The organism is Streptomyces sp. NPDC006450 (assembly GCF_040612195.1).
Classification (GTDB): domain Bacteria; phylum Actinomycetota; class Actinomycetes; order Streptomycetales; family Streptomycetaceae; genus Streptomyces.
Map to the genome: position 1 here is coordinate 1 of NZ_JBEXPT010000116.1, position 20,342 is coordinate 20,342.

A 20,342-nucleotide genomic window follows, 5' to 3' on the forward strand; every position below is an offset into this window, starting at 1 on the left:
GAGCGCCGCACCGACCGGGACGCCGGGCGCCGGCAGCGGCACCGGGGCCGCCCCGAGCCCCGACGCCGCCACGGGTCTCGCCGGCCGTACCGTCGTCATCGACCCCGGTCACAACACGGGCAACTTCAAGCACACCGCCGAGATCAACCGCCAGGTGGACATCGGCACCAACCGCAAGGAGTGCGACACCACCGGCACGACCACCAACTCCGGCTACATGGAAGCCGAGTTCAGCATGGACGTGTCCCGGCGCCTGCGCACCGTCCTGGAGGCCAAGGGCCTCAAGGTGCTCCTCACCCACGAGGCCGGCAAGGAACGCCCCTTCGGCCCCTGCATCGACGAGCGCGCCCGCATCGGCAACGAGGCCGCCGCCGACGCCGTGGTCTCCGTCCACGCGGACGGGGTCTCGGCCGGCAGCCGTGGTTTCCACGTCATCCTCCCCGCCAAGGTCAAGGGCGGCGGCGCCGACACCGCGAAGATCATCGGACCCTCCCGGCAGCTCGGTGAGCGGATCGCCGGCAACTTCGCCCGGACCACCGGTTCCGCGCCCGCCAACTACCTCGGCGGCGGTACCGGATTGGTCGTCCGCGACGATCTGGGCGGACTGAACCTCTCGACCAGGCCCAAGGTGTTCATCGAATGCGGCAACATGCGTGATGCCAAGGACGCGGCGCAGCTGTCGAGTCCGGAGTGGCGCCAGAAAGCGGCGCAGGGCATCGCGGACGGCATCGTCGGCTTCCTCGGCGGGTAGGGCCACCGGGACCGTCCCTCCGGGACGGCCCGCAGCCCCGATCCTCTCGGCCGCGGCAAAGCTCCGTACCATGGTGCCGCCCGCCCCCTGCGTCACGGCGGGCACCCACGGCACCACGAGACGACGAGACCGAGAAGGACACCTGAGACGTGAACATCCGATCCCTCACTCGAGGCGACGGCGTGGTGATCGGAGCAGCGGCGCTGCTGTTCATCGCCTCGTTCCTCGATTTCTATTCCGCGCCCGGCGTCGACGCACCGAGCGCATGGGACACCGACGTGTACCGCCTGGCGCTGCCGAGCATCTTCCTGCTCGCGTTCATCGCCGTCGGCCTGCTCGTCGCGGCCCGCCTGCAGCCTGCGGGGCGCCAGCTCCTGGGCCTGCCCTTCCAGGCCTGGGGCACGGTGCTGTCGGTCTCGGCGGCCTGGTCCGCGCTCTGGGGGCTCATCACCTGCCCGACCGGAGCCGACCTGGGCGCCGGCGCCGTCATCGCCTTCCTCGCCACCGCGGCGCTGGCCGGCGTGACCCTCTTCGGGGCGAAAGTTCCCGCGCTCGCCGGGCAGTTGGTGCCGGACCCGAAGCCCGCCACGGCCGCCGTTCCGCCGTACGGCGGCCAGCAGCAGCCCCCCGGCGCCGGGTACGGATACCCGGGCGGCCAGGAGCCGCAGCCGTACGGAGCCGCCCCGCAGCCGGCCCCGCCCTACGGCGGCGGCCACGAGCAGCCCCACTCCCCGCAGGACGCGACCCCGCCGCCGGCCCCGGCAGCGGACTTCACGCCGTTCTGGTTCGCCGTTCCGGTGGCCCGCCCGCTCTTCGCCGAGGACGGCAATCCCGCCCCGATCGCGGAGCTCGCGCCCGGCACCTGGTACCTGGCCGTGGAGCAGCGCGGTCCGGCGACTCTGATCGCCCAGACCCAGGACGGCCGCCGCGGCGTCCTGAACGACACCTCGGGCATCCAGCGCGGCTGATCCCGCGCACGCCCACGCACCACGGCCCCCCGCCCTTCCGGGCGGGGGGCCGTTGCCCTACAGTCACCTGACGCATCGTCAGATTCGTGGAGGGGACCGTCACATGCGCCTCGGACTCGCACTCGGTTACTGGGGCCGCGGCCCCAATCCGGACCACCTCGACCTCGCCGCCGAAGCCGAGAACCTCGGCTACGACTCCGTCTGGACCGCCGAGGCCTGGGGCTCGGACGCCTTCACCCCGCTCACCTGGATCGCCGCGCACACCTCGCGGATCCGCCTGGGCACCGCCATCGCGCAGATGGCCGCACGCACCCCGACCGCCACCGCCATGCAGGCCCTGACCCTGGACCACCTCTCCGGCGGCCGGATGATGCTGGGCCTCGGCCTGTCCGGCCCGCAGGTGGTCGAGGGCTGGTACGGGCGCCCCTTCCCCTCCAGCCCGCTGACGGCGACCCGGGAGTACGTGGACGTCATCCGCCAGGTGCTGCGCCGCGAGGCCCCGGTCGCGCTGGACGGCCGCTTCCACAGCCACCCGTACCGGGGCGCGGACGGCACCGGCATCGGCAAACCGCTCAAGCCCATCACCCACCCGCTGCGGGCGGACCTACCGGTCCTGCTCGGCGCCGAGGGCCCGAAGAACATCGCCCAGACCACCCGCATCGCGGACGGCTGGCTCCCCCTCTACTGGTCGCCGACCCGCACGGACGTCTACCAGGCTTCGCTGTCCGAGCTCCCCGAGGGGTTCATGATCGCTCCGATGGCGCGGGCCAAGGTCTGCGACGACGTCGCTGAGGGACTCCTCCCCGTGAAGGGGATGCTGGGCTTCTACATCGGCGGGATGGGGCACGCGGCACGCAACTTCCACGCCGACCTCATGGGCCGGATGGGCTACGAGGAGGAGGCGCACCGGATCCAGGAGCTGTTCCTGGCCGGGCGCAAGGAAGAGGCCGTCATGGCCGTCCCGGACGCCTTCGCGGACGAGATCTCCCTGATCGGACCGCGCGAGCGGATCGCCGAACGTCTGGAGCTGTGGCGCAAGGGCCCGGTGACCGACCTGCTCCTGACCGCCCCCGACCCGCACACCCTGCGGGTCCTGGCGGAGCTCAACAGCTAGGCCGGCTCCTCCGGTGTCGCCTCAGGGGTGGCTCCGGGCGCGGCCTGTTCCACCGCCGCCAGCAGTTCCCGCAGGTCCAGCGGCATCACGGCGATGTCCATGGCGCCGCTGCCGCCGCCCTCGTCGAACTCACAGGTCACGATGCGCGAGCCCGGGTTGATGGAGATGCCCTCCTTCACCGACGGCGGCCGTACGCCGGTGGCCCGGCCGCCGGTCAGGACCACGGGCTCGCCCCGGCCGGGCACCCAGCGGGCCGCGCCCCGGTCGGCGTAGACCCGGCCGCTGCGCCAGCGGCCGGTGCCCGCGGGCTGACGGGCCATGCACGGGATCCCGGGCACGGGCGGGGCGGCCTGGCGCCGGAGGTGCTTGCGGCGCACCAGCCAGCCGGTTGCGGCGGCGGCGCCGGCGAGGGCCACGTACTCGATCACCGGCCCATTGAAACAGGTCGAACGGGCCGGGCCGGAATCCTCCGGTCCGGCCCGTTCCGGGGAAAGCCCCGACTGCGCTCAGCCGGTCAGCTGACCGGCGCTCGGGACCTGGTCGGTCACCGGGGCGCCCGCGCTCTTGCCGGCCTCCTTGACGCTGTTGATGACGTCCTCGAAGGAGCTGATGTCGGCGTCGCCCGCCTGGCCCTGGCGCAGCTTGGAGCCGAGGCCCTTGAGGGAGTCGATGCCCGCCGTCAGCGGGCCCACGGCCTTGGACAGCAGCGGGTCGCCTTTGGCGTTCTCGGAGGCGGCCTTGAGCCGGTTGTAGGCGAAGGCGCCCGCGAGGCCCGCCTTGACCAGGGCGAAGGTGCGGCCCTTGGCACCCTTCTTGAACTTGCCCGCCTTGTACGGCTTGACGATCCACTGGTACGTGGCGCCGGCCGCGAGCCCCGCGTTGGCGACGAAGCGGGTCTTGGCGAACTTCTGCTTCTCCGCCGGGCTGCTGGGCGAGGGAGTGGCGGCGGCGGCTTCCGCGTCCTCCGCGGAGGCCGCCGCGTCGGCCTCGGCGAACGCGGCCATGGCCACCGAGACCTCGTCGGCCTGACCGGCGGCGGTCCTGTCGCCACCGCCCGAGCCGCAGGCGGTGGCACCGCCGAGCAGGGCACAGGACAGGAGCACCGCCGTGAGGACACGGCGGAAGCGGACGGCTGTGGTGGGTAGGGACACGGGTTTCCTCCGGGGACTGAGGCGTCCCCCGCAGCCTCACCCCGGGCATCCGGCTCCGCCACCTGGGGGACCCGTTCGGGTCCACCCGGTGGGTTTATCCGGCCGGGAAACGGCCAGAAGCGCGGCATGCCCACACACACGCGAGTGCACACGAGAGGAAGCAGCCAGGCGGGCCGCGGCGTCGCGATCGTGGCGGACGTCATGGCCTTCGTCATCGGACTGTGGATCCTGCTGTACCTGTTGGATGCCAACCAGGGCAACGCCCTGGTGGACTTCATCCACGACGCCGCGACCTGGCTCGCCGGCTGGTCCTACGACCTGTTCACCTTCGACCGCGAATGGATCCAGGTGGTGGTCGGCTACGGCATCGCGGCCGTCGCCTACCTGGTCATCGGCCACGCCATCGCGGGCCGGCTCTACCGCCGCTAGGCCACCGGGCCGCCACCGAGGCCGGTGGCCCGGTGGCCCGCTCCCGCGCGTCGAGTACCGCTCGTCCTCCGGTCGGCCGGAGGGCGAGCGTCGTCATGTCGTCAGCGGCCCTGCGCTTCCTTATTTTCAGGAGTTTCGGCATGCGGGGGCAACCATCCGTGCCGGCCGTGGGTCGTACGGGCGAGAGTTGATCAGTTGGACTTCGCCCGGGGGGGCTCTTTTGAAGAAGAACACGGCGACGCATGCGGCCTTGCCCGCCCACTCCGCACCCCACCTGCCGGCGGCGCCCGCCACCCCTGCCGCCGCCGCGCCGGACCTGGTGCCCGCGGCCCCGGGTGAGCCCCGCGGCGTCTTCCGGTTCGCCGTCCCCACCGAGGGACGGGCACACCACCGCGAGAACTACGCCGCCGTGCGCTGACGCCTGCGCCGCACGGACGGATGCGGGGCGGGCGAGGCGTGCACGGGGGTCCCGCCATGCCCGCCCCGCACGAGCGAAGACAGAAAAAGGAAACCGGACAGGGCCGACCCGGCCCGGTTCCTCGGATCACCATGAGACGGGAGGGCATCCACCGATGTCCGCCAGGACAACTCGTACGGCAACGGCTCTTGTTGCCGCCTTCGGTATCGCCGCAACGATGGTCGCCGCCGCGCCGGGCAGCCTCGCCGCCTCGGCCGCCGACGCCTGTGACACGGTCGCCTCGGCCGATCCGGCCGACGCGGCCAAGGTGCAGGTCGACGCTTTCGGCGTGCTCAAGAACCTCACGGTGGACGTGCGCGAGCCGGGCACCACGAAGGTGCTCGCCAGCGCGGGGGGCTTCGAGTCCTCGACGCGGCCCGGCTTCGGCGTGCGCCACCGCTCCGCCGCGCTGCCCGCGCTCGCGCAGCTCGGCCGCTACGCCCTCGACGTCCGGTACACCGACGCCGCGGGCAAGACCGTCCGCTGCGCCGACAGCGGCGAACTGCGTTACCTGCCGCACCCCGTACTCGCCCTGAACCCGCTGAGCGAGCCGATCTCCCTGGAGAAGCCGACGGCGACCGTCACCGGCAAGCTGGTCCTGCGCGATCCGCGCACCCGCGTCGAGACCCCGCTCCAGGGCCGCAGGGTGAACCTCACGTTCTCCGGCTGGCTCACCCAGGAGATACCGCAGTCGGCCCGTGCCGGGAGCGACGGCGCGTTCTCCACCACCCTCACCTACACCGCACGGAACAGCAGCTCGGCCGTGGTGGTCGAAGCCGAAGGTGCCGCCACGATCAGGACGGAACTCCCCGTCGAGAAGCGCAAGGTCGTCATCGCCCTGGACGTCCCGTCCTCGATGGCACCGGGATACGAAAGCCGCTTCCGGATCGCGGGCAAGGTCCTCTACCGGGGCGCGGACGGCGAACTGCACCCCCTGCCGAACGCCGACCTCGACAGCATGGGTGACACCTGCGAGAAGTGGGACGTCTTCGGCTCGAAGTGCGGAAAGATCCTGATGACTTCGGGCCAGACTTTCACCTGGGACCGGTACACCCTGCACGGAGACACCGTGCTGGCGGTGACCCACCGTCCCGGAGCGCTGCTCGACGGCGTCTCCAAGGCCTCCGTCACCCTGAAGGTCGACCGGACCGTGGCCTTCGCGGGCCTGAAGGCGACCGAGGACGCGGAGGGCCGTCTGACCTTCAAGGGCACCACGCGGCTCGGAGAGGGCACCAACATCGAGCAGGACCTGTACCGCATCCAGCACTCGGCCGACGGCAAGACCGGCTGGAAGACGTACAGGAGCACCTACCTCCGGCGCACCGGGTCGATCCTGCGCACGCTGAAGCCGGGCACCTACCCCGAGGGCGGCGCCTGGCGCATCCTCTTCGAGGGCGCCGAGGGGCTCGAACCCGTCACCAGCCCCAACTTCACCGTGGTGACCCCCTGATGCCCAGGCTGTCGCGGGCCACCCCGCCCGCCCCGGGCCGTCAGCGCACGCACAAGCCGTCTCCTGGGGGACAGTTGAACAAGATGATGTCCTCGCTCGGCATCGCCCTGGCCGTCACCACGGCCGCCTCCGGCCTCGGGTTCGGGGCGGTGGCGCGGGCCGCCGACACCGACGCCGCGCCCCACGCCTCGGTGGTCCGGTCCGGCGACGAGTTCCGCGTCCAGCTCACCGCCGACTCGCCACCCGGAGGGGAGACGGCGGTCCGGATCCGGCCCAAGGACGGCGAGAAGGCCGTGGCCGAGGTCGGCGGGTTCGGCGACTGGAAGTGCGAGGGCGACGAGGAGGACAGCTGCGTATACGTGTGGAACCAGTCCGCCCCGTTCGTCCTCGCCGACATGGGCATGTACGACCTGGACGTCGTCGTCCACAAGGGTGGCGAGGACGAGAAGGAGCACCGCTATGCCGGACGGCCCTTCGCCTACGCGGACAAGCCCCGGTTCACCGACCTGAAGTCCAGCACCCCGGTGCTCTCCTACGAGCGGCGCAGCGGGAAGGCCTCCGGCACGCTGGTGGCCGAGCACCCCCGTACCCACGAGGTGAAGCCGCTGGCCGACGCCCCGGTGGAACTGGTCCGCCAGACCGGCGGGGGCAGCTACGAGCCGGAGCACCTGACCACCGACGGCGCAGGCCGCTTCGCGACTCTCTTCCAGTTCGAAGGCCGTGAATCGAGCCCCGCCCTCGAAGCCCGGTTCAACACGGGTTCGGGCGCCCAGAACTACTCGGCGCGGCGGAACCTGGCCCTCCCGGTGCGGGCGACGCCCGTGAAGGTCGCCGTCCGGCAGCCCGCCGGAGGCATCACCGGCCGTTACGGCAGCAAGGTGCCCGTGCAGGCGGCCCTGACCTGGACCGCCGCCGACGGCACCGTCCGGCCGCTGACGAACGTGACGGCGTACCTGACCGACGAGAACTGCACGCGGGACCGCTGCGACGTGGACTGGGACGGCACCGACGCCAACGGGGTCGCCGACCTGTCCTACCCCGTCGCACAGGACGGATCCGCACGCGTGTCGCTGGGCGCGTACGACAACAACGGATGGTTCAGCGGCGACACCTTCGCCAGCCTGGCCGTGGATGCCACGCACACCACCGATTTCACCCCGCTGACCGTGACCTCGGACAAGAACCGGACGATCACCGTCGGCGGCCAGCTGACGGTCCGCCAGGGCTCGGCGTCCGCCGGGGCCAAGGCCACGGTCGACGTGCAGATCTCCGCGGACGGCAAGACCGGGTGGAAGACCGTGAAGACCTTCACGACCGCCTTCGGGACGACCTTCAGCCAGCAGCTGAAGCACACGCCCGAACAGGACCGCCACTACATCCGCCTGCGCTACGCCGGCGCCACCGACATCGGCCCCAGCGCCCGGATGAAGCAGCTCACCCGCAGGACGACCCAGATCGTCCGCGACAACCTGGCCCCCGAAGGGGTCCCCTCGGGTACCAGGATCACCGCCGGCGGATACCTCCAGGCGAAGTCCGGGACCGCCTGGCTGCCGATCGCCAACCAGAAGGTCTACATCTACTTCAAGGCCGATACGGCCGGCTCCGCCTGGACCTACCAGGGCAGCGCGATGACCGCCGCCAACGGCTCGTTCAGCACCAAGGTCACCGCCCGCCGCGACGGCGTCTGGCAGATCCGCTACCTCAACGCCACCGACCCGTACTACGTGGCCGCCGGACGCGAGGACGCGGTGGACGTTCTGTAGACGGGCCGGGGAACGGCCGCAGCGGGCCTGGGCGCGATCCGCACCCGGGCCCGCTGTCCGTCAGCCCTCAAACCTCAGCCCTCAGGCCCCGGCCCTCAGTCGCAGCAGTCCGGCTCCAGGCCGGCCGGCAGCGCCAGCCCGCCGAAGACCGCGCCGGTGGCCTCGTCGCCCCCCAGGGCGGCCACCGCGAGGAGGAGGGAACCCGCCGTCCAGGTGGTCTGCTCCACGGGCCAGACCGCCCGGTCGTCGAAGACGTACCCGGTCCAGTACATGCCGTTGTCGGCCCGCAGGTGGCCGATCGAGCGCAGGATCTCCAGGGCCCTGTCCGACTCCCCCGTCGCCCACAGCGCGAGCGCCAGTTCGCAGGACTCCCCGCCCGTCACCCAGGGGTTCGGCAGCACGCACCGCACGCCGAGGTCCGGGACGACGAACTCCTCCCACCGCTCCTCGATCCGGGCCTTCGCCTCCGCGCCCGTCAGCGCCCCGCCGAGGACGGGGTAGTACCAGTCCATGGAGTAGTGGGACTTGTCCAGGAACCGCTCCGGGTGCCGGCGTATCGCGTGCCCCAGGGCGCCCGCGGCCAGTTCCCAGTCGGGCTGCGGATCGCCCCGGTACTCGGCGATGGCCAGCGCGCAGCGCAGTGCCTGGTGGATGGAGGAGGACCCCGTGAGCAGCGCGTCCGTGACGGCCTCGCCCGAGGGCTCGCGCTTCCAGCCGATCTCGCCGCCCGGCTGCTGGAGCCGCAGGACGAACTCGACGGCCGCGTACACGGCGGGCCACATCCGGTCGAGGAAGGCCTCGTCGCCGGTGGACAGGTGGTGGTGCCAGACGCCGACGGCGAGGTACGCGACGAAGTTGGTCTCCCGGCTCGCGTCCTGCGGCTCGCGGGTGTCGACCCCGTCCTCGCGGTCGGCGTAGGCCGCGTACCAGGAGCCGTCGTCGTTCTGGTGGCGGACCAGCCAGTCGTAGGCCCGCTCCGCGGCCTCGTGTTCGCCGGCCGCGTCGAGGGCCATCGCGGCCTCGGTGTGGTCCCACGGGTCGAGGTGGTGCCCGCGGAACCAGGGTATGGCCCCGTCGGCGCGCTGCGCGGCGAGGATCCCGGCGACGGTGTCGGCGGCCTGCTCGGCGGTCAGTACGCCGTCCAGGACCAGGTGTTCGGGTGCGGTGCGCCCGGGAGAGCTCACTGCGCGGCGCCCACGGCGGCGGCCGCGCCCACGGGGAGGTGCGGCTTGGTGGCGTAGGCGACGAAGCTCTTGCCGATGACCGGGTTCAGCGCCTGCTCCGCGAGCCGGGTGAGCGCGGGCTTCTTCATGATGTCCCAGACGAGGAGCTTGTGGTACGCCTTGACGGGCAGCGCCTTGTCGTTGTCGACGCCGAAGGCGCACTTGAGCCACCAGTACGGCGAGTGCAGGCCGTGGGCGTGGTGGGTGCCGTACGGCTTGAGGCCGGCGGACTCCATCTTGCCGAGCAGTTCCTCCGCCTTGTAGATGCGGATGTGGCCGCCCTCGACCTCGTGGTAGGCGTCGGACAGCGCCCAGCAGATCTTCTCGGGACCGTAGCGCGGCACGGTGATGGCGATGCGTCCGCCGGGCTTCAGGACGCGGACCATCTCGGCCAGGACGCCCTTGTCGTCGGGGATGTGTTCCATCACCTCGGAGATGATGACGACGTCGAAGGACTCGTCGGGGAAGGGCAGCGCGAGGGCGTCGCCCTCCATGGCGGTGGCGGTGGCACCGGCCGGGGCCTCCCCGGCCTCCTTCATCGCGGCGAACCACTTGGCGACCTCGCGGATCTCCTCGCCGTTGCGGTCGAGGGCGACCACTTGGGCGCCGCGCCGGTAGCACTCGAAGGCGTGCCGGCCTGCGCCACAGCCCAGATCGAGTACGCGGTCGCCTGCGGCGAGCGGGAACCTGGAGAAATCGACGGTCAGCACGTGGTCCTGCCTTCGCGGTCGCGGGGTGGGGAGGGGAACTGCATCGGACGGAAGGTGGAGGTCACCGGGCGGTCGGGGCCTTCGCGCCCGCCGCCGCCCGCTCGATGGCGGCGCGGTAGTGGACGACGGTGCCCTCGGCGGCCTTGGCCCAGGTGAAGCGGGACAGCACCCGCTCGCGGCCGGCGGCGCCGAGCCGGGCGCGCAGTTCGCCGTCGCCGAGCAGCCGGCCCAGGGCGGCGGCCAGCGCGCCCGCGTCGCCGGGCGCCACGGCGAGGCAGCTCTCGCCGTCGGGGCCGGTGACCTCGGGAATCGCGCCGCCGGTGGTGGCGACCAGCGGGGTGCCGGTGGCCATGGCCTCGGCGGCCGGGAGCGAGAAGCCCTCGTACAGCGAGGGCACGCAGGCGATCTGGGCGCTGCGGACGAGGTCGACGAGCTCGGTGTCGGTGATGCCCTTGACGAAGCGGACGGCGTCCTGGAGTCCGTACGTCTCGATCGCGCGGGCCACCGGGCCCTGTTCGGCACGCTTGCCGACGACGACGAGGTGGGCGTCGGGCTGTTCGGTACGGAGTTTCGCGAGGGCCTCGACGAGGTGCACGAGCCCCTTGAGCGGGACGTCGGCGCTCGACGTGGTCACGATCCGCCCGGGCACCTCGGCCACGGAGGCGTCGGGCGACCAGAGGTCGGTGTCGGCGCCGATGTGGACGACGTGGATGCGCTCGTCCTGGACGCCGAGGTGCTCGGCGATCTCCTTCTTGGAGGAGCCGGAGACGGTGAGCACGGAGGGCAGCCGCCGGGCCACGCGGCCCTGCATGCGCGTGAACCCGTACCAGCGCCGCACGGAGGCACGCTTCCTGCGGTCCTTGGCGGCGGCCAGGTCGAGCGCGCGGTCGACGGTGATGGGGTGGTGGATGGTGGTGACCAGCGGGGCGCCGAGGTCCGCCAACAGCCCGTAGCCGAGGGTCTGGTTGTCGTGGATCACGTCGAACTCGCCGGCCCGGGCCGCGAGGTGGCGGCGGGCACGGAGCGAGAAGGTCAGCGGCTCGGGGAATCCGCCGGTCCACATGGTCGCGACCTCGACGGCGTCGATCCAGTCGCGGTACTCGTCGCGCTTGGGCGTGCGGAACGGGTCGGGGCTGCGGTAGAGGTCCAGGCTGGGCAGCTCGGTGAGGGTGGCGCCGACGCCGGTGAGGGCGTCGGTGTCGAGCACCGGGTAGGGCTGCGCGCCGATGACCTCGACACAGTGGCCCAGCTTCACGAGCTCGCGCGCGAGGTGGCGGACGTAGACACCCTGGCCACCACAGAACGGGTTCCCCTTATAAGTGAGGAGTGCGATCCGCAACGGGCGGCTGCCGTCGGCGGCCGGACCCGTGAGAGGGCTCGTCACCATGGCCTCTGCGGTCACTCTCGGCCCCCTTCTCCCTGCACTTTCGCCGGAGCGTAACCGCTCGGATAATGTAGAACAAGTTTCAGACTTGATCCGTTGAAGAGCATTGAATCTACCGGCCGGAAACCACACCGTAAGAGGGGTGGCGGGTGATTCGCGCCACGGCTCGGGCGCCTGCCATGCTGGGCGCGCGGGCGCCCCGCGGCAGCCCCGCACGCACAGGAACGCCTTGGAACTGGAACGCCTTGGAACCGGAACGGGACAGATGACAGCCGAAGCGAAGGCCGTGACCCCAGCCGTCACCACACCGGCGTCTCCGCCCCTGACGGAGCGCCAGGAGGCACGCCGCAGGAGGATCCTGCACGCCAGCGCCCAGTTGGCGAGCCGGGGCGGCTTCGACGCGGTGCAGATGCGGGAGGTGGCGGAGTCCTCCAGCGTGGCCCTGGGCACCCTCTACCGGTACTTCCCCTCCAAGGTGCACCTGCTCGTCGCGACCATGCAGGACCAGCTCCAGCACATGCACGGAACGCTGCGCAAGCGCCCGCCGGCCGGGGACGAGCCCGCGGCCCGGGTCGCCGAGACCCTGATGCGCGCCTTCCGCGCGCTCCAGCGCGAGCCGCACCTGGCGGACGCGATGGTGCGGGCCCTCACCTTCGCGGACCGCAGCGTGAGCCCCGAGGTGGACACGGTCTCCCGGCTGACGACGGCGATCATCCTGGACGCGATGGGGCTGGACGCCCCGCCGACGGCGGAACAGCTGTCGGCGGTCCGGGTGATCGAGCACACCTGGCACTCGGCACTGATCACCTGGCTGTCGGGCCGGGCCTCGATCGCGCAGGTGAAGATCGACATCGAGACGGTCTGCCGCCTGATCGACCTCACGGCCCCGGACGCCGGGCCCGCCGGGCCGAGGACCCCGCCAACCCCTCCGAAAAAGTCCTGATCTGGCTGTTCGCGCCGGGTCCGAGTGGGCCGGGAGCCGGTGGCGGCCGCCCCGGGCTGTGGCAGCCCGCCCGCCGTCGCGGCGGCGGCTGACCCACCCTGCCGGGCGGACTCCGTGGGCGCGGCCGGCCCGTTCCCGAGCCTCGCCTGCGCCGGCCCCGCCGGTGCTCGAGGCGACCCATCGGCCGCGAATCCGGGGCACGGGCCCGGGGCACGGCCCCGGGGCCGGAACCCACACCCTCGGCCCCGGCCCCACGGCAGCCCCCTCACTCCTCCGGAGGGAACACCGCCTCGCCGCTACCCAGCAGCGTGATCGCGATCGCCTCGACCGGACACCCCTCCGCCGCCGCGAGCACCGGCTCGCTCGCGTCCGTCTCCGCCACCCGGGGATGCGACTGCCGCGCCGAGTCGAGGGTGAAGCCCTCCGGGGCGTGGTTCACGCACATCCCCGAGCCGATGCAGACCCCGCGGTCCACCTCGACGTGCCACCGGTCGCCCATCACGCACCGGCCGCGGGGGGTACGTATCCGGCCGGGAGGTGGATCATCTTGTGCTCCAGGTACTCGCTCAGCCCCTCCGGCCCGAACTCCCGCCCGACGCCGCTGTTCTTGTAGCCGCCGAACGGCCCGAGCATGTCCAGGCTGAAAGTGTTCACGTTGAAGGTGCCGGTCCGCACCTGCCGGGCGAAGTCGATGCCGTGCTCCACGTCGCCGGTCCAGACGCTGCCGCTGAGCCCGAACTCGGAGTCGTTGGCGACCCGCAGGGCCTCCGCCTCGTCCCCGTACGGGATCAGGCAGACGACCGGGCCGAAGATCTCCTCGCGGGCGATCCGCATCGAGTTGTCGACGTCTCCGAAGAGGGTCGGCTCCACGTACCAGCCCTGGCCGAGGTCCGAGGCGGCCGGACGCCCGCCGCCGGACAGGACCTTGGCGCCCTCCTCCTGGCCGATCCGGATGAAGTCGAGCGAGCGCTGCTGCTGCCGCCTGGCCACCAGCGGGCCGAGCTGCGTCGCGGGGTCCAGCGGGTCGCCGACGACCAGCGCCGAGGCCGCGGCGGCGAGCGCCTCGGCGATCTCCTCGTAGCGGCTGCGCGGGGCGAGGACGCGGGTCTGGGCCACGCAGGCCTGCCCGTTGTTCATCCAGGCGGCGGGGACGATGCCGGCGATGGCGGTGTCGAGGTCGGCGTCCGGGAGGATGACGGCCGCGGACTTCCCGCCGAGTTCGAGGGTCACGCGGGTGAGGTTCTTCGAGGCGACCTCCATGACCTTCCGGCCGGCGGCCACGGAACCGGTGAAGGCGACCTTGTCCACGTCCGGGTGGCCGACGAGGTACTCGCTGACCTCGCGGTCGGCGGGCAGGATCGACAGCACGCCCTCGGGCAGTCCGGCCTCGCGGGCGATGTCGGCGAGGATGTAGGAGTCGAGGACCGCCTCGGGGGACGGCTTGAGGATCACCGTGCAGCCGGTGAGCAGCGCGGGCGCCAGCTTGGCGGCGGCCACGAACTGCGGGACGTTCCACGGGATGACGGCGGCGACCACGCCGACGGCCTCGCGCCGGACGAGGATCGGGCCGAGGACGCCCTGGCGGAACTCCTCGTAGGGGTAGTCGCGGGCCACGGTGATCGCGGCGTCGTAGACCATCATCGGGCCGAGGGCCTGGGCGAGGATGCTCCAGGAGTACGGGGAGCCGTTCTGGGAGCTGATCGAGCGGGCGATCTCCTCGTGGCGGACGGCTATGGCGTCCTTGATCCGGGTGACCACGGCGATCCGCTCCTCGAGCGTCGCACGCGGCCAGGGGCCCTCGTCGAAGGCCTTGCGGGCCACGGCGACGGCCCGGTCCACATCCGCCTTCGAGGCGTGCGGGACGCTGCCGATGACCTGCCCGGTGTGGGGCGAGACGACCTTGATCGTGTCGGAGCCCAGCGGATCCGTCCACTCACCGCCGATGAACAGTTTTCCGTGTTCCACGAGCTCGGTCATGGCTGATGCCTCCTGCGGCTTGGCGTTCCAGAACTGATACCAGTTCTAGTTCTAGGAGTCCACGGCCCTGACCGAACCGCCCTCTCGCCACCCCGCCCGACACCGCGAAGATCCAACGACTAGTCAGGAGCCCGCAGAAGTGGTCGACTTGGGCGACTATTGCAACACGTTCCTGTTGGAGCCGCCGGCCCGGACCCGCCGGCGTCATACCTGTTCCCGTTGACCTGTTCCCGTTGGACCTGTTCCCGTTAGAGCGGAGCCCCTCATGGCAGAGGACACCCCGGACGTGGCACCTCACGTCACCGATCACGGCGGCGGCGTGTGGGGCATCAAGGTCCCCATCCCCGACAATCCGCTCGGCCACACCCTCGTCCACGTCCTCGACACCGACCGCGGCCCGGTCCTCGTCGACACCGGCTGGGACGACCCCGAGTCCTGGGACACCCTCGTCGCCGGCCTCGGCGCCCTCTCCCTCGCCGTCGCCGACGTGCACGGCGTGGTCATCACCCACCACCACCCCGACCACCACGGCCTGTCCGGCCAGGTCCGCGAGGCTTCCGGGGCCTGGATCGCCATGCACGCCGCGGACACCGAGATCGTGGTGCGGACCCGGGCCTCCGAACCCGGCGTCTGGTTCGACTACATGAGCGAGAAGCTCGCCGCCGCAGGAGCCCCCGAGGAGCACATCGCCCCGCTGCGCGCCGCCCGCGCGAGCGGCCGCATGAGCACCCTCCCGGGGCTGAGGGCCGCCGTCCCCGACCGGGAGATCGTGCCCGCCGAGCTGCTGCCGCTGGCGGGCCGCCGACTGCGGGCGATCTGGACCCCCGGGCACACCCCCGGCCACGTCTGCCTGCACCTGGAGGAGAAGCACCCGGCGAACCTGCCCGGCAACGGCCGCCTCTTCTCCGGGGACCACCTCCTCCCGGGGATCTCCCCTCACATCGGCCTCTACGAGGACCCCTCCTCCGAGCGGGTCACCGACCCCCTCGGCGACTACCTCGACTCCCTCGAACGCATCGCCCGCCTCCAGCCCGCCGAGGTGCTCCCGGCCCACCAGCACGCCTTCACCGACGCCCCGGCCCGCGTACGGGAACTCCTGGACCACCACGAGGAACGGCTCACCGGGCTGCGGGAACTGCTCGCCGCCGAGCCGCTGACCCCCTGGGCGCTGGCGGAGCGGATGGAGTGGAACCGGCCCTGGGAGCAGATCCCGTACGGCTCCCGCAACATCGCCGTCTCCGAAGCGGAGGCCCACCTGCGGCGCCTGGTGAAGCAGGGCCGCGCGGAGGCGGTGCCGGGCAGCGACCCCGTGACGTACCGCGCCGTGTAAGGGGTGCGGGAGGGCAGCGCCACCGGATACCGGAGCTACGGGCCGGTAGAGTATGGGCGTCGTCCACACTTCCGTACGGGGGGAAGCCGGTGCGAATCCGGCGCTGACCCGCAACCGTGACCCTCCCCGGCAGCATCGGGGCGGGGAGCCGGATTGCCCCGTGCCGGAGGTGCGCGGCTCGTGCCGCCGGGTCCTCCGGCGGCCGGCACCGTCGAGGTAAACGGAGCCGGAGCCCGGTGCCAGCCTCCGCTGCTGTGCTGCCTGCCTCCGGGTCCCCAGCACGAGAGGCACCCGCCCCGCCATGAACGTCCGCCGCAGCGCCGCCACGCTCGCCGTCTCCGCCGTGCTCTGCGTGGGCGCGGCCCCCGCGGCCCTCGCCGATGTCGCCACTCCGTCCCCGGCGCCCGTCGTCCCCTCCGGGCTCTACGGCAAGAACGACCCCACGTACGACGGGGTGTGGCGGCAGTCGTTCGCTCTGCTCGCCCAGCACACCGTGGGCGTGAAGCCCGCGCAGCAGGCCGTGGACTGGCTCGTCGGCCAGCAGTGCGCCGACGGCGGCTTCGCCTCCTTCCGCGCGGACGCGGCAGCCGCGTGCGACGCGAAGACGATGCTCGACACGAACGCCACCGCGGTGGCCGTGCAGGCGCTGAAGGCGCTCGGCGGGCAGGACGCGGCGGTGAAGAAGGGCGTGGACTGGCTGAAGTCCGTCCAGAACGCGGACGGCGGCTGGGCCTACGTCCCCGGCTCCCCGAGCGAGGCCAGCTCCACCTCCGTGGTGATCAGCGCGCTGGCGGTGGCGGGCGAGAAGCCGGCCGAGGTCCGGTCCAAGACCGGCAAGTCCGCGTACGAGGGGCTGCTCGCCTTCCAGCTCGGCTGCTCCGCCGAGCCGGCCGCCGACCGGGGCGCCTTCGCCTACCAGCCGACGGCCGACGGCAAGCTCCCCGCCAACGCCGACGCGACGGCCGCCGCCGTCCTGGCCGGCCTCGGCAAGGGCACGCTCGTCTCCCCCTCCTCCGCTCCCGCGGACACCGCCGCGGCGGCGCTCGCCTGCCCGGCGACCGCGGGTGACCCGGCGGCGGCGGCCCAGGGCGCGGCCGGGTACCTGGCCCAGGCCCTGCAGAAGGACGGCCACCTCACCGCCCTCACCCCGGGCGCCGACCAGCCGACCCCGGACACCGGCAACACCGCCGACGCGGTGATCGCCCTGGCCGCGGCCGGGCACAAGCAGTCCGCCGCGGGCGCGCTGGAGTGGCTGAAGGCCAACTCGGCCGCGTGGTCCAAGGGCAGCCCGGCCGGGCTCGGCACCCTGATCCTGGCCGCGCACGCGACCGGCACCGACCCGAAGTCCTTCGGCGGCACCGACCTGGTCGCGGCGCTGAACGCGACGGGCCCGGCGCCGCAGGACGCCTCCGCGAAGGCCTCGGAGCAGCCGGCGGAGAAGAAGGACGAGGAGAAGGACTCCGGCAGCAACGTCTGGTGGATGATCCTCGCGGGCGCGGCGGCCGGTATGGGCATCGGCATCGTGCTGAGCGGCCGCCGCAAGAAGAACCAGCTCTGATGCGCGGACGCCACCACCGCCCGGCCCTGCTGCCGTCCCTCGTCGCCGGCCTCGTCCTGACCCTGCTGGCCGCGTCCCCCGCCCTGGCCTCGACCTACCGCTACTGGTCGTTCTGGGACGGCGCGGGCGGCACGTGGGCGTACGCCACCCAGGGCCCCTCGTCGGCGCGTCCGGCGGACGGCTCCGTGCAGGGCTTCCACTTCGTGGTGAGCAAGGACGCGGCCGATCAGGCCGCCCCGCCGCGCGCGGACGCCGACTTCGCGGCCATCTGCTCGGCCACCGCCCCGGTCGCGGGCAGGAAGCGGATCGCCCTGGTCATCGACTTCGGTACGCCCGCCGAGGCCCAGGCGGGCGAGACCCCGCCGCAGGACGCTCCGCGTACGGCGTGCGCGCAGGTCGGCCCGGACGCCACGACGGCCGAGGCACTGGCGGAGGTGGCCAAGCCGCTGCGCTACAACAGCGCGGCGCTGCTGTGCGCGGTCTCGGGCTACCCGAAGCAGGGCTGCGGCGAACCCGTCGCGGACACCGCCGCCACCACCGCCCCGGTCGAGCCCGCCGACTCCGGCTCCGACGGCGGCGGCCCGTCCGCGGGCCTCCTCGCCGGCATCGCAGCGGTGGCCGCACTGGGCGCGGCCGCCTTCTGGCAGTCCCGCCGCCGCCGCACCCGATGAAGCCGGGCCCCCAGTCCGGGTCCGGGTCCGAGTCCGAGAACGGCGGGGCGGTCGCGGACGGCGGCCCGCCCCCCACCCGCACCACCCGCGCCCGCCCGTCGACCGGCACGGGTGGTGCGGGTGGTGCGGGTGGGCACCCGGCAGCCCGGCCGCACGCCGCGCGCACCCACGACGGCGCCGCACCCGCCCCCCGCACCCACGGCGCCGACCACGGCCCCGCAGGCGACGTCCCCACCCCGGCCGGGCCGAACGCCCCCGGCCGGGCAACCGGCGGCTCGCGCGTGCCGACGTACGAAAAATGGCGCGCCCCCGAGGCCACGCGTGGCAACGCCCTGCACGCGGGTGCCTGGTGGCTCTGGGCCCTCGGTCTCGCCACCGCCGCCTCCCGCACCACCAACCCGCTCCTCCTCGGCCTGATCGTCGGCGTGGCCGGCTACGTGGTGGCGGCCCGCCGTACCGACGCGCCCTGGGCGCGTTCCTACGGGGCGTTCGTCAAGCTCGGGCTCTTCGTCATCGGCCTGCGCCTCGTCTTCTCCATGCTCCTCGGCTCCCCCATCCCCGGCGCGCACACCCTCTTCACCCTCCCGCAGGTCCCCCTCCCTGACTGGACGCAGGGCATCCGCCTCGGCGGCCGGGTCACCGCCGAACAGCTCGTCTTCGCGTTCTACGACGGCGCGAAGCTGGCCACGCTCCTCATCTGCGTCGGCGCCGCCAATGCCCTCGCGAATCCGGCGCGGCTGCTGAAGTCGCTGCCCGCGGCCCTGTACGAGGTCGGGGTCGCCGTGGTCGTCGCGATGACCTTCGCGCCGAACATGGTCGCGGACGTGGTCCGCCTCCGTACGGCCCGTCGCCTGCGCGGCCGCCCCACCGGCGGGGTGCGGGCCGTCCTCCAGATCGGTCTGCCGGTCCTGGAGGGCGCGCTGGAACGCTCCGTCGCCATTGCCGCCTCCATGGACGCCCGCGGCTACGGCCGCACCGCGCAGGTCCCGGCCGCCGTCCGCCGCACCACCAACGTGCTCACCCTCGGCGGGCTGCTCGGCATGTGCGCGGGTACGTACGGGCTGCTGGCGGCGGAGGGCGCCGAGTACGGTCTCGCGCTCCTCCTCTTCTCCCTCCTCCTGGCCCTGGCCGGGCTGCGCCTCGGCGGCCGCCGGTCGATCCGGACCCGGTACCGGCCGGACCGGTGGGGCGTACGGGCCTGGCTGGTCGCCGGTTCGGGCGCGGCGGTGGCGGCCCTGCTGATCCGGGCCGCGTCCCTGGACCCGGAGGCCCTGCGCCCCGGCGTCGTCCCCCTCGTCGTCCCGACCCTCCCGCTCTGGCCGGCCGCGGCGATCCTGATCGGCCTCCTCCCGGCGCTGGTCGCTCCGCTCCCCCCGCTTCCCCCCTCTCCGCTGAAGGAGGCGTAAGGCCCCCGTGATCCATTTCGAAGACGTATCGGTGACGTACGACGCAGCGGCCGCCCCCTCCCTCGCGCACGCCGACTTCACGCTCCCCGAAGGGGAGCTGACCCTCCTGGTGGGCCCCTCCGGCGTCGGCAAGTCCACCCTCCTCGGGGCGGTCTCGGGCCTGGTCCCGCACTTCACCGGGGGCACCCTCACGGGCCGGGTCACGGTCGCCGGCCGGGACACCCGCACGCACAAGCCGCGGGAACTCGCGGACGTGGTCGGCACGGTCGGCCAGGACCCGCTGGCCCACTTCGTGACGGACGTCGTCGAGGACGAGCTGGCCTACGGCATGGAGTCCCTGGGCCTGCCGCCCTCCGTCATGCGCCGCCGCGTCGAGGAAACCCTCGACCTGCTCGGCCTGAACGAACTCCGCGACCGCCCCATCGCCACCCTGTCCGGAGGCCAGCAGCAGCGGGTGGCGATCGGTTCGGTCCTGACCCCGCACCCGCGCGTCCTGGTCCTGGACGAGCCGACTTCGGCCCTCGACCCGGCGGCGGCGGAAGAAGTCCTGGCCGTCCTGCAGCGCCTGGTCCACGACCTGGGCACGACCGTCCTGATGGCGGAACACCGCCTGGAGCGCGTGGTCCAGTACGCCGACCGCGTCCTGCTCCTCCCCTCCCCGGGCGCTCCCCCCGTCCTGGGCACCCCCTCCGAGATCATGGCCGTCTCCCCGGTCCACCCCCCGGTGGTGGCCCTCGGCCGCCTGGCGGCCTGGTCCCCCCTCCCCCTCTCCGTCCGAGACGCCCGCCGCCGCGCCGCCCCCCTCCTCACCCGCCTCGCCACAACCCCCGCGCCCCCACCGGCCGCGACGCCCCAGCCCGACCCCGGAACAGACGCACAACCCCACACCGCTACCGGGTCACAGCCCCACACCGGAGCCGGCGCAAAGCCGCAGGCCGGGGCTGGGGCGCAGCCCCCAGCAGAGTCCGAAGCCCAGCCCCCGTCGGGGTCCGGGGCGCAGCCCCGCCCGGGGTCCGGGGCGCAGCCCCGCCAGGGGTCCGGGGCGCAGCCCCGGGGA

20 protein-coding genes and 1 riboswitch are annotated in these 20,342 nt (G+C 73.1%); of the genes, 13 read left to right on the plus strand and 7 right to left on the minus strand.

Annotated features, from left to right (window positions below; translation table 11 throughout):
* The 3 genes from ABZY57_RS26475 to ABZY57_RS26485 form a co-directional block, all read left to right on the plus strand.
* On the plus strand, nt 1-751 hold a 751-nt coding region (locus ABZY57_RS26475; protein ID WP_356515992.1), incomplete at its 5' end, for an N-acetylmuramoyl-L-alanine amidase.
* Nucleotides 752-900: 149 nt separating this feature from the next.
* Nucleotides 901-1,719, plus strand: a complete 819-nt coding sequence (locus ABZY57_RS26480; protein WP_356515994.1) for a hypothetical protein — start codon at nt 901-903, stop codon at nt 1,717-1,719.
* Nucleotides 1,720-1,822: 103 nt separating this feature from the next.
* Entirely contained in the window at nt 1,823-2,833 is a 1,011-nt protein-coding gene (locus tag ABZY57_RS26485) for an LLM class F420-dependent oxidoreductase (protein ID WP_356515996.1), read from the plus strand.
* On the opposite strand, the gene ABZY57_RS26490 is transcribed toward ABZY57_RS26485, so the two are convergent.
* Entirely contained in the window at nt 2,830-3,261 is a 432-nt protein-coding gene (locus ABZY57_RS26490; protein ID WP_356515998.1) for a hypothetical protein, read from the minus strand. The genes ABZY57_RS26485 and ABZY57_RS26490 overlap by 4 nt on opposite strands.
* A gap of 78 nt (nt 3,262-3,339) precedes the next feature.
* A complete protein-coding gene (locus ABZY57_RS26495) occupies nt 3,340-3,984 on the minus strand; it encodes a hypothetical protein (RefSeq protein ID WP_356516000.1) in 645 nt (214 codons plus the stop codon).
* Between the two features lie 126 nt (nt 3,985-4,110).
* Between ABZY57_RS26495 and ABZY57_RS26500 the strand changes: the two genes are divergently transcribed.
* The 4 genes from ABZY57_RS26500 (at nt 4,111) to ABZY57_RS26515 (ending at nt 8,083) form a co-directional block, all read left to right on the plus strand.
* Nucleotides 4,111-4,413: a hypothetical protein gene (locus ABZY57_RS26500; RefSeq protein ID WP_356516002.1), complete on the plus strand. Its 303-nt coding sequence runs from the start codon at nt 4,111-4,113 to the stop codon at nt 4,411-4,413.
* Nucleotides 4,414-4,633: 220 nt separating this feature from the next.
* The gene (locus ABZY57_RS26505; RefSeq protein WP_356516004.1) at nt 4,634-4,831 is read left to right on the plus strand and encodes a hypothetical protein; all 198 of its coding nucleotides are present in this window, start codon (nt 4,634-4,636) and stop codon (nt 4,829-4,831) included.
* Between the two features lie 154 nt (nt 4,832-4,985).
* A complete protein-coding gene (locus tag ABZY57_RS26510) occupies nt 4,986-6,320 on the plus strand; it encodes a hypothetical protein (protein WP_356516006.1) in 1,335 nt (444 codons plus the stop codon).
* On the plus strand, nt 6,320-8,083 hold the full coding sequence (locus ABZY57_RS26515) for a hypothetical protein (protein ID WP_356516008.1): 1,764 nt from the start codon (nt 6,320-6,322) through the stop codon (nt 8,081-8,083). Before ABZY57_RS26510 ends, ABZY57_RS26515 begins: the two co-directional genes overlap by 1 nt.
* Nucleotides 8,084-8,178: 95 nt before the next feature.
* Here the strand turns inward: ABZY57_RS26515 and ABZY57_RS26520 are convergent, their stop codons facing one another.
* The 3 genes from ABZY57_RS26520 to ABZY57_RS26530 all read right to left on the minus strand — a co-directional run bounded on the left by ABZY57_RS26520 (nt 8,179) and on the right by ABZY57_RS26530 (nt 11,418).
* Nucleotides 8,179-9,267 carry a prenyltransferase gene (locus ABZY57_RS26520; RefSeq protein WP_356516010.1) on the minus strand — a complete coding sequence of 363 codons (1,089 nt, stop codon included), beginning with the start codon at nt 9,265-9,267 and terminating at the stop codon, nt 8,179-8,181.
* Entirely contained in the window at nt 9,264-10,016 is a 753-nt protein-coding gene (locus ABZY57_RS26525) for a class I SAM-dependent methyltransferase (protein WP_356516012.1), read from the minus strand. Before ABZY57_RS26525 ends, ABZY57_RS26520 begins: the two co-directional genes overlap by 4 nt.
* Nucleotides 10,017-10,077: 61 nt before the next feature.
* Nucleotides 10,078-11,418: a glycosyltransferase family 4 protein gene (locus ABZY57_RS26530; RefSeq protein ID WP_356516014.1), complete on the minus strand. Its 1,341-nt coding sequence runs from the start codon at nt 11,416-11,418 to the stop codon at nt 10,078-10,080.
* Nucleotides 11,419-11,665: 247 nt separating this feature from the next.
* Between ABZY57_RS26530 and ABZY57_RS26535 the strand changes: the two genes are divergently transcribed.
* Nucleotides 11,666-12,343 carry a TetR family transcriptional regulator gene (locus ABZY57_RS26535; protein WP_356516016.1) on the plus strand — a complete coding sequence of 226 codons (678 nt, stop codon included), beginning with the start codon at nt 11,666-11,668 and terminating at the stop codon, nt 12,341-12,343.
* 265 nt (nt 12,344-12,608) lie between these two features.
* On the opposite strand, the gene ABZY57_RS26540 is transcribed toward ABZY57_RS26535, so the two are convergent.
* Both ABZY57_RS26540 and ABZY57_RS26545 read right to left on the minus strand, forming a co-directional pair.
* On the minus strand, nt 12,609-12,842 hold the full coding sequence (locus ABZY57_RS26540) for a ferredoxin (protein WP_356516030.1): 234 nt from the start codon (nt 12,840-12,842) through the stop codon (nt 12,609-12,611).
* Nucleotides 12,842-14,320, minus strand: coding sequence for an aldehyde dehydrogenase (locus ABZY57_RS26545; RefSeq protein WP_356516018.1), 1,479 nt, complete (start codon nt 14,318-14,320; stop codon nt 12,842-12,844). The genes ABZY57_RS26540 and ABZY57_RS26545 overlap by 1 nt, the downstream gene beginning before the upstream one ends.
* 265 nt (nt 14,321-14,585) lie before the next feature.
* Here ABZY57_RS26545 and ABZY57_RS26550 point away from each other — a divergent pair, with 265 nt between their 5' ends.
* From ABZY57_RS26550 to ABZY57_RS26570, 5 genes are all read left to right on the plus strand, one after another.
* Nucleotides 14,586-15,650, plus strand: coding sequence for an MBL fold metallo-hydrolase (locus ABZY57_RS26550; RefSeq protein WP_356516020.1), 1,065 nt, complete (start codon nt 14,586-14,588; stop codon nt 15,648-15,650).
* A 79-nt stretch (nt 15,651-15,729) separates the two neighbouring features.
* A riboswitch (cobalamin riboswitch) is annotated at nt 15,730-15,809 on the plus strand.
* A gap of 142 nt (nt 15,810-15,951) precedes the next feature.
* Nucleotides 15,952-17,208: a prenyltransferase/squalene oxidase repeat-containing protein gene (locus ABZY57_RS26555; protein WP_356516022.1), complete on the plus strand. Its 1,257-nt coding sequence runs from the start codon at nt 15,952-15,954 to the stop codon at nt 17,206-17,208.
* A complete protein-coding gene (locus ABZY57_RS26560) occupies nt 17,208-17,879 on the plus strand; it encodes an SCO2322 family protein (protein WP_356516024.1) in 672 nt (223 codons plus the stop codon). Before ABZY57_RS26555 ends, ABZY57_RS26560 begins: the two co-directional genes overlap by 1 nt.
* Nucleotides 17,876-19,285: an energy-coupling factor transporter transmembrane protein EcfT gene (locus ABZY57_RS26565; protein ID WP_356516026.1), complete on the plus strand. Its 1,410-nt coding sequence runs from the start codon at nt 17,876-17,878 to the stop codon at nt 19,283-19,285. The genes ABZY57_RS26560 and ABZY57_RS26565 overlap by 4 nt, the downstream gene beginning before the upstream one ends.
* A 7-nt stretch (nt 19,286-19,292) precedes the next feature.
* The coding region (locus ABZY57_RS26570) for an ATP-binding cassette domain-containing protein (RefSeq protein WP_356516028.1) at nt 19,293-20,342 on the plus strand (1,050 nt) is incomplete at its 3' end.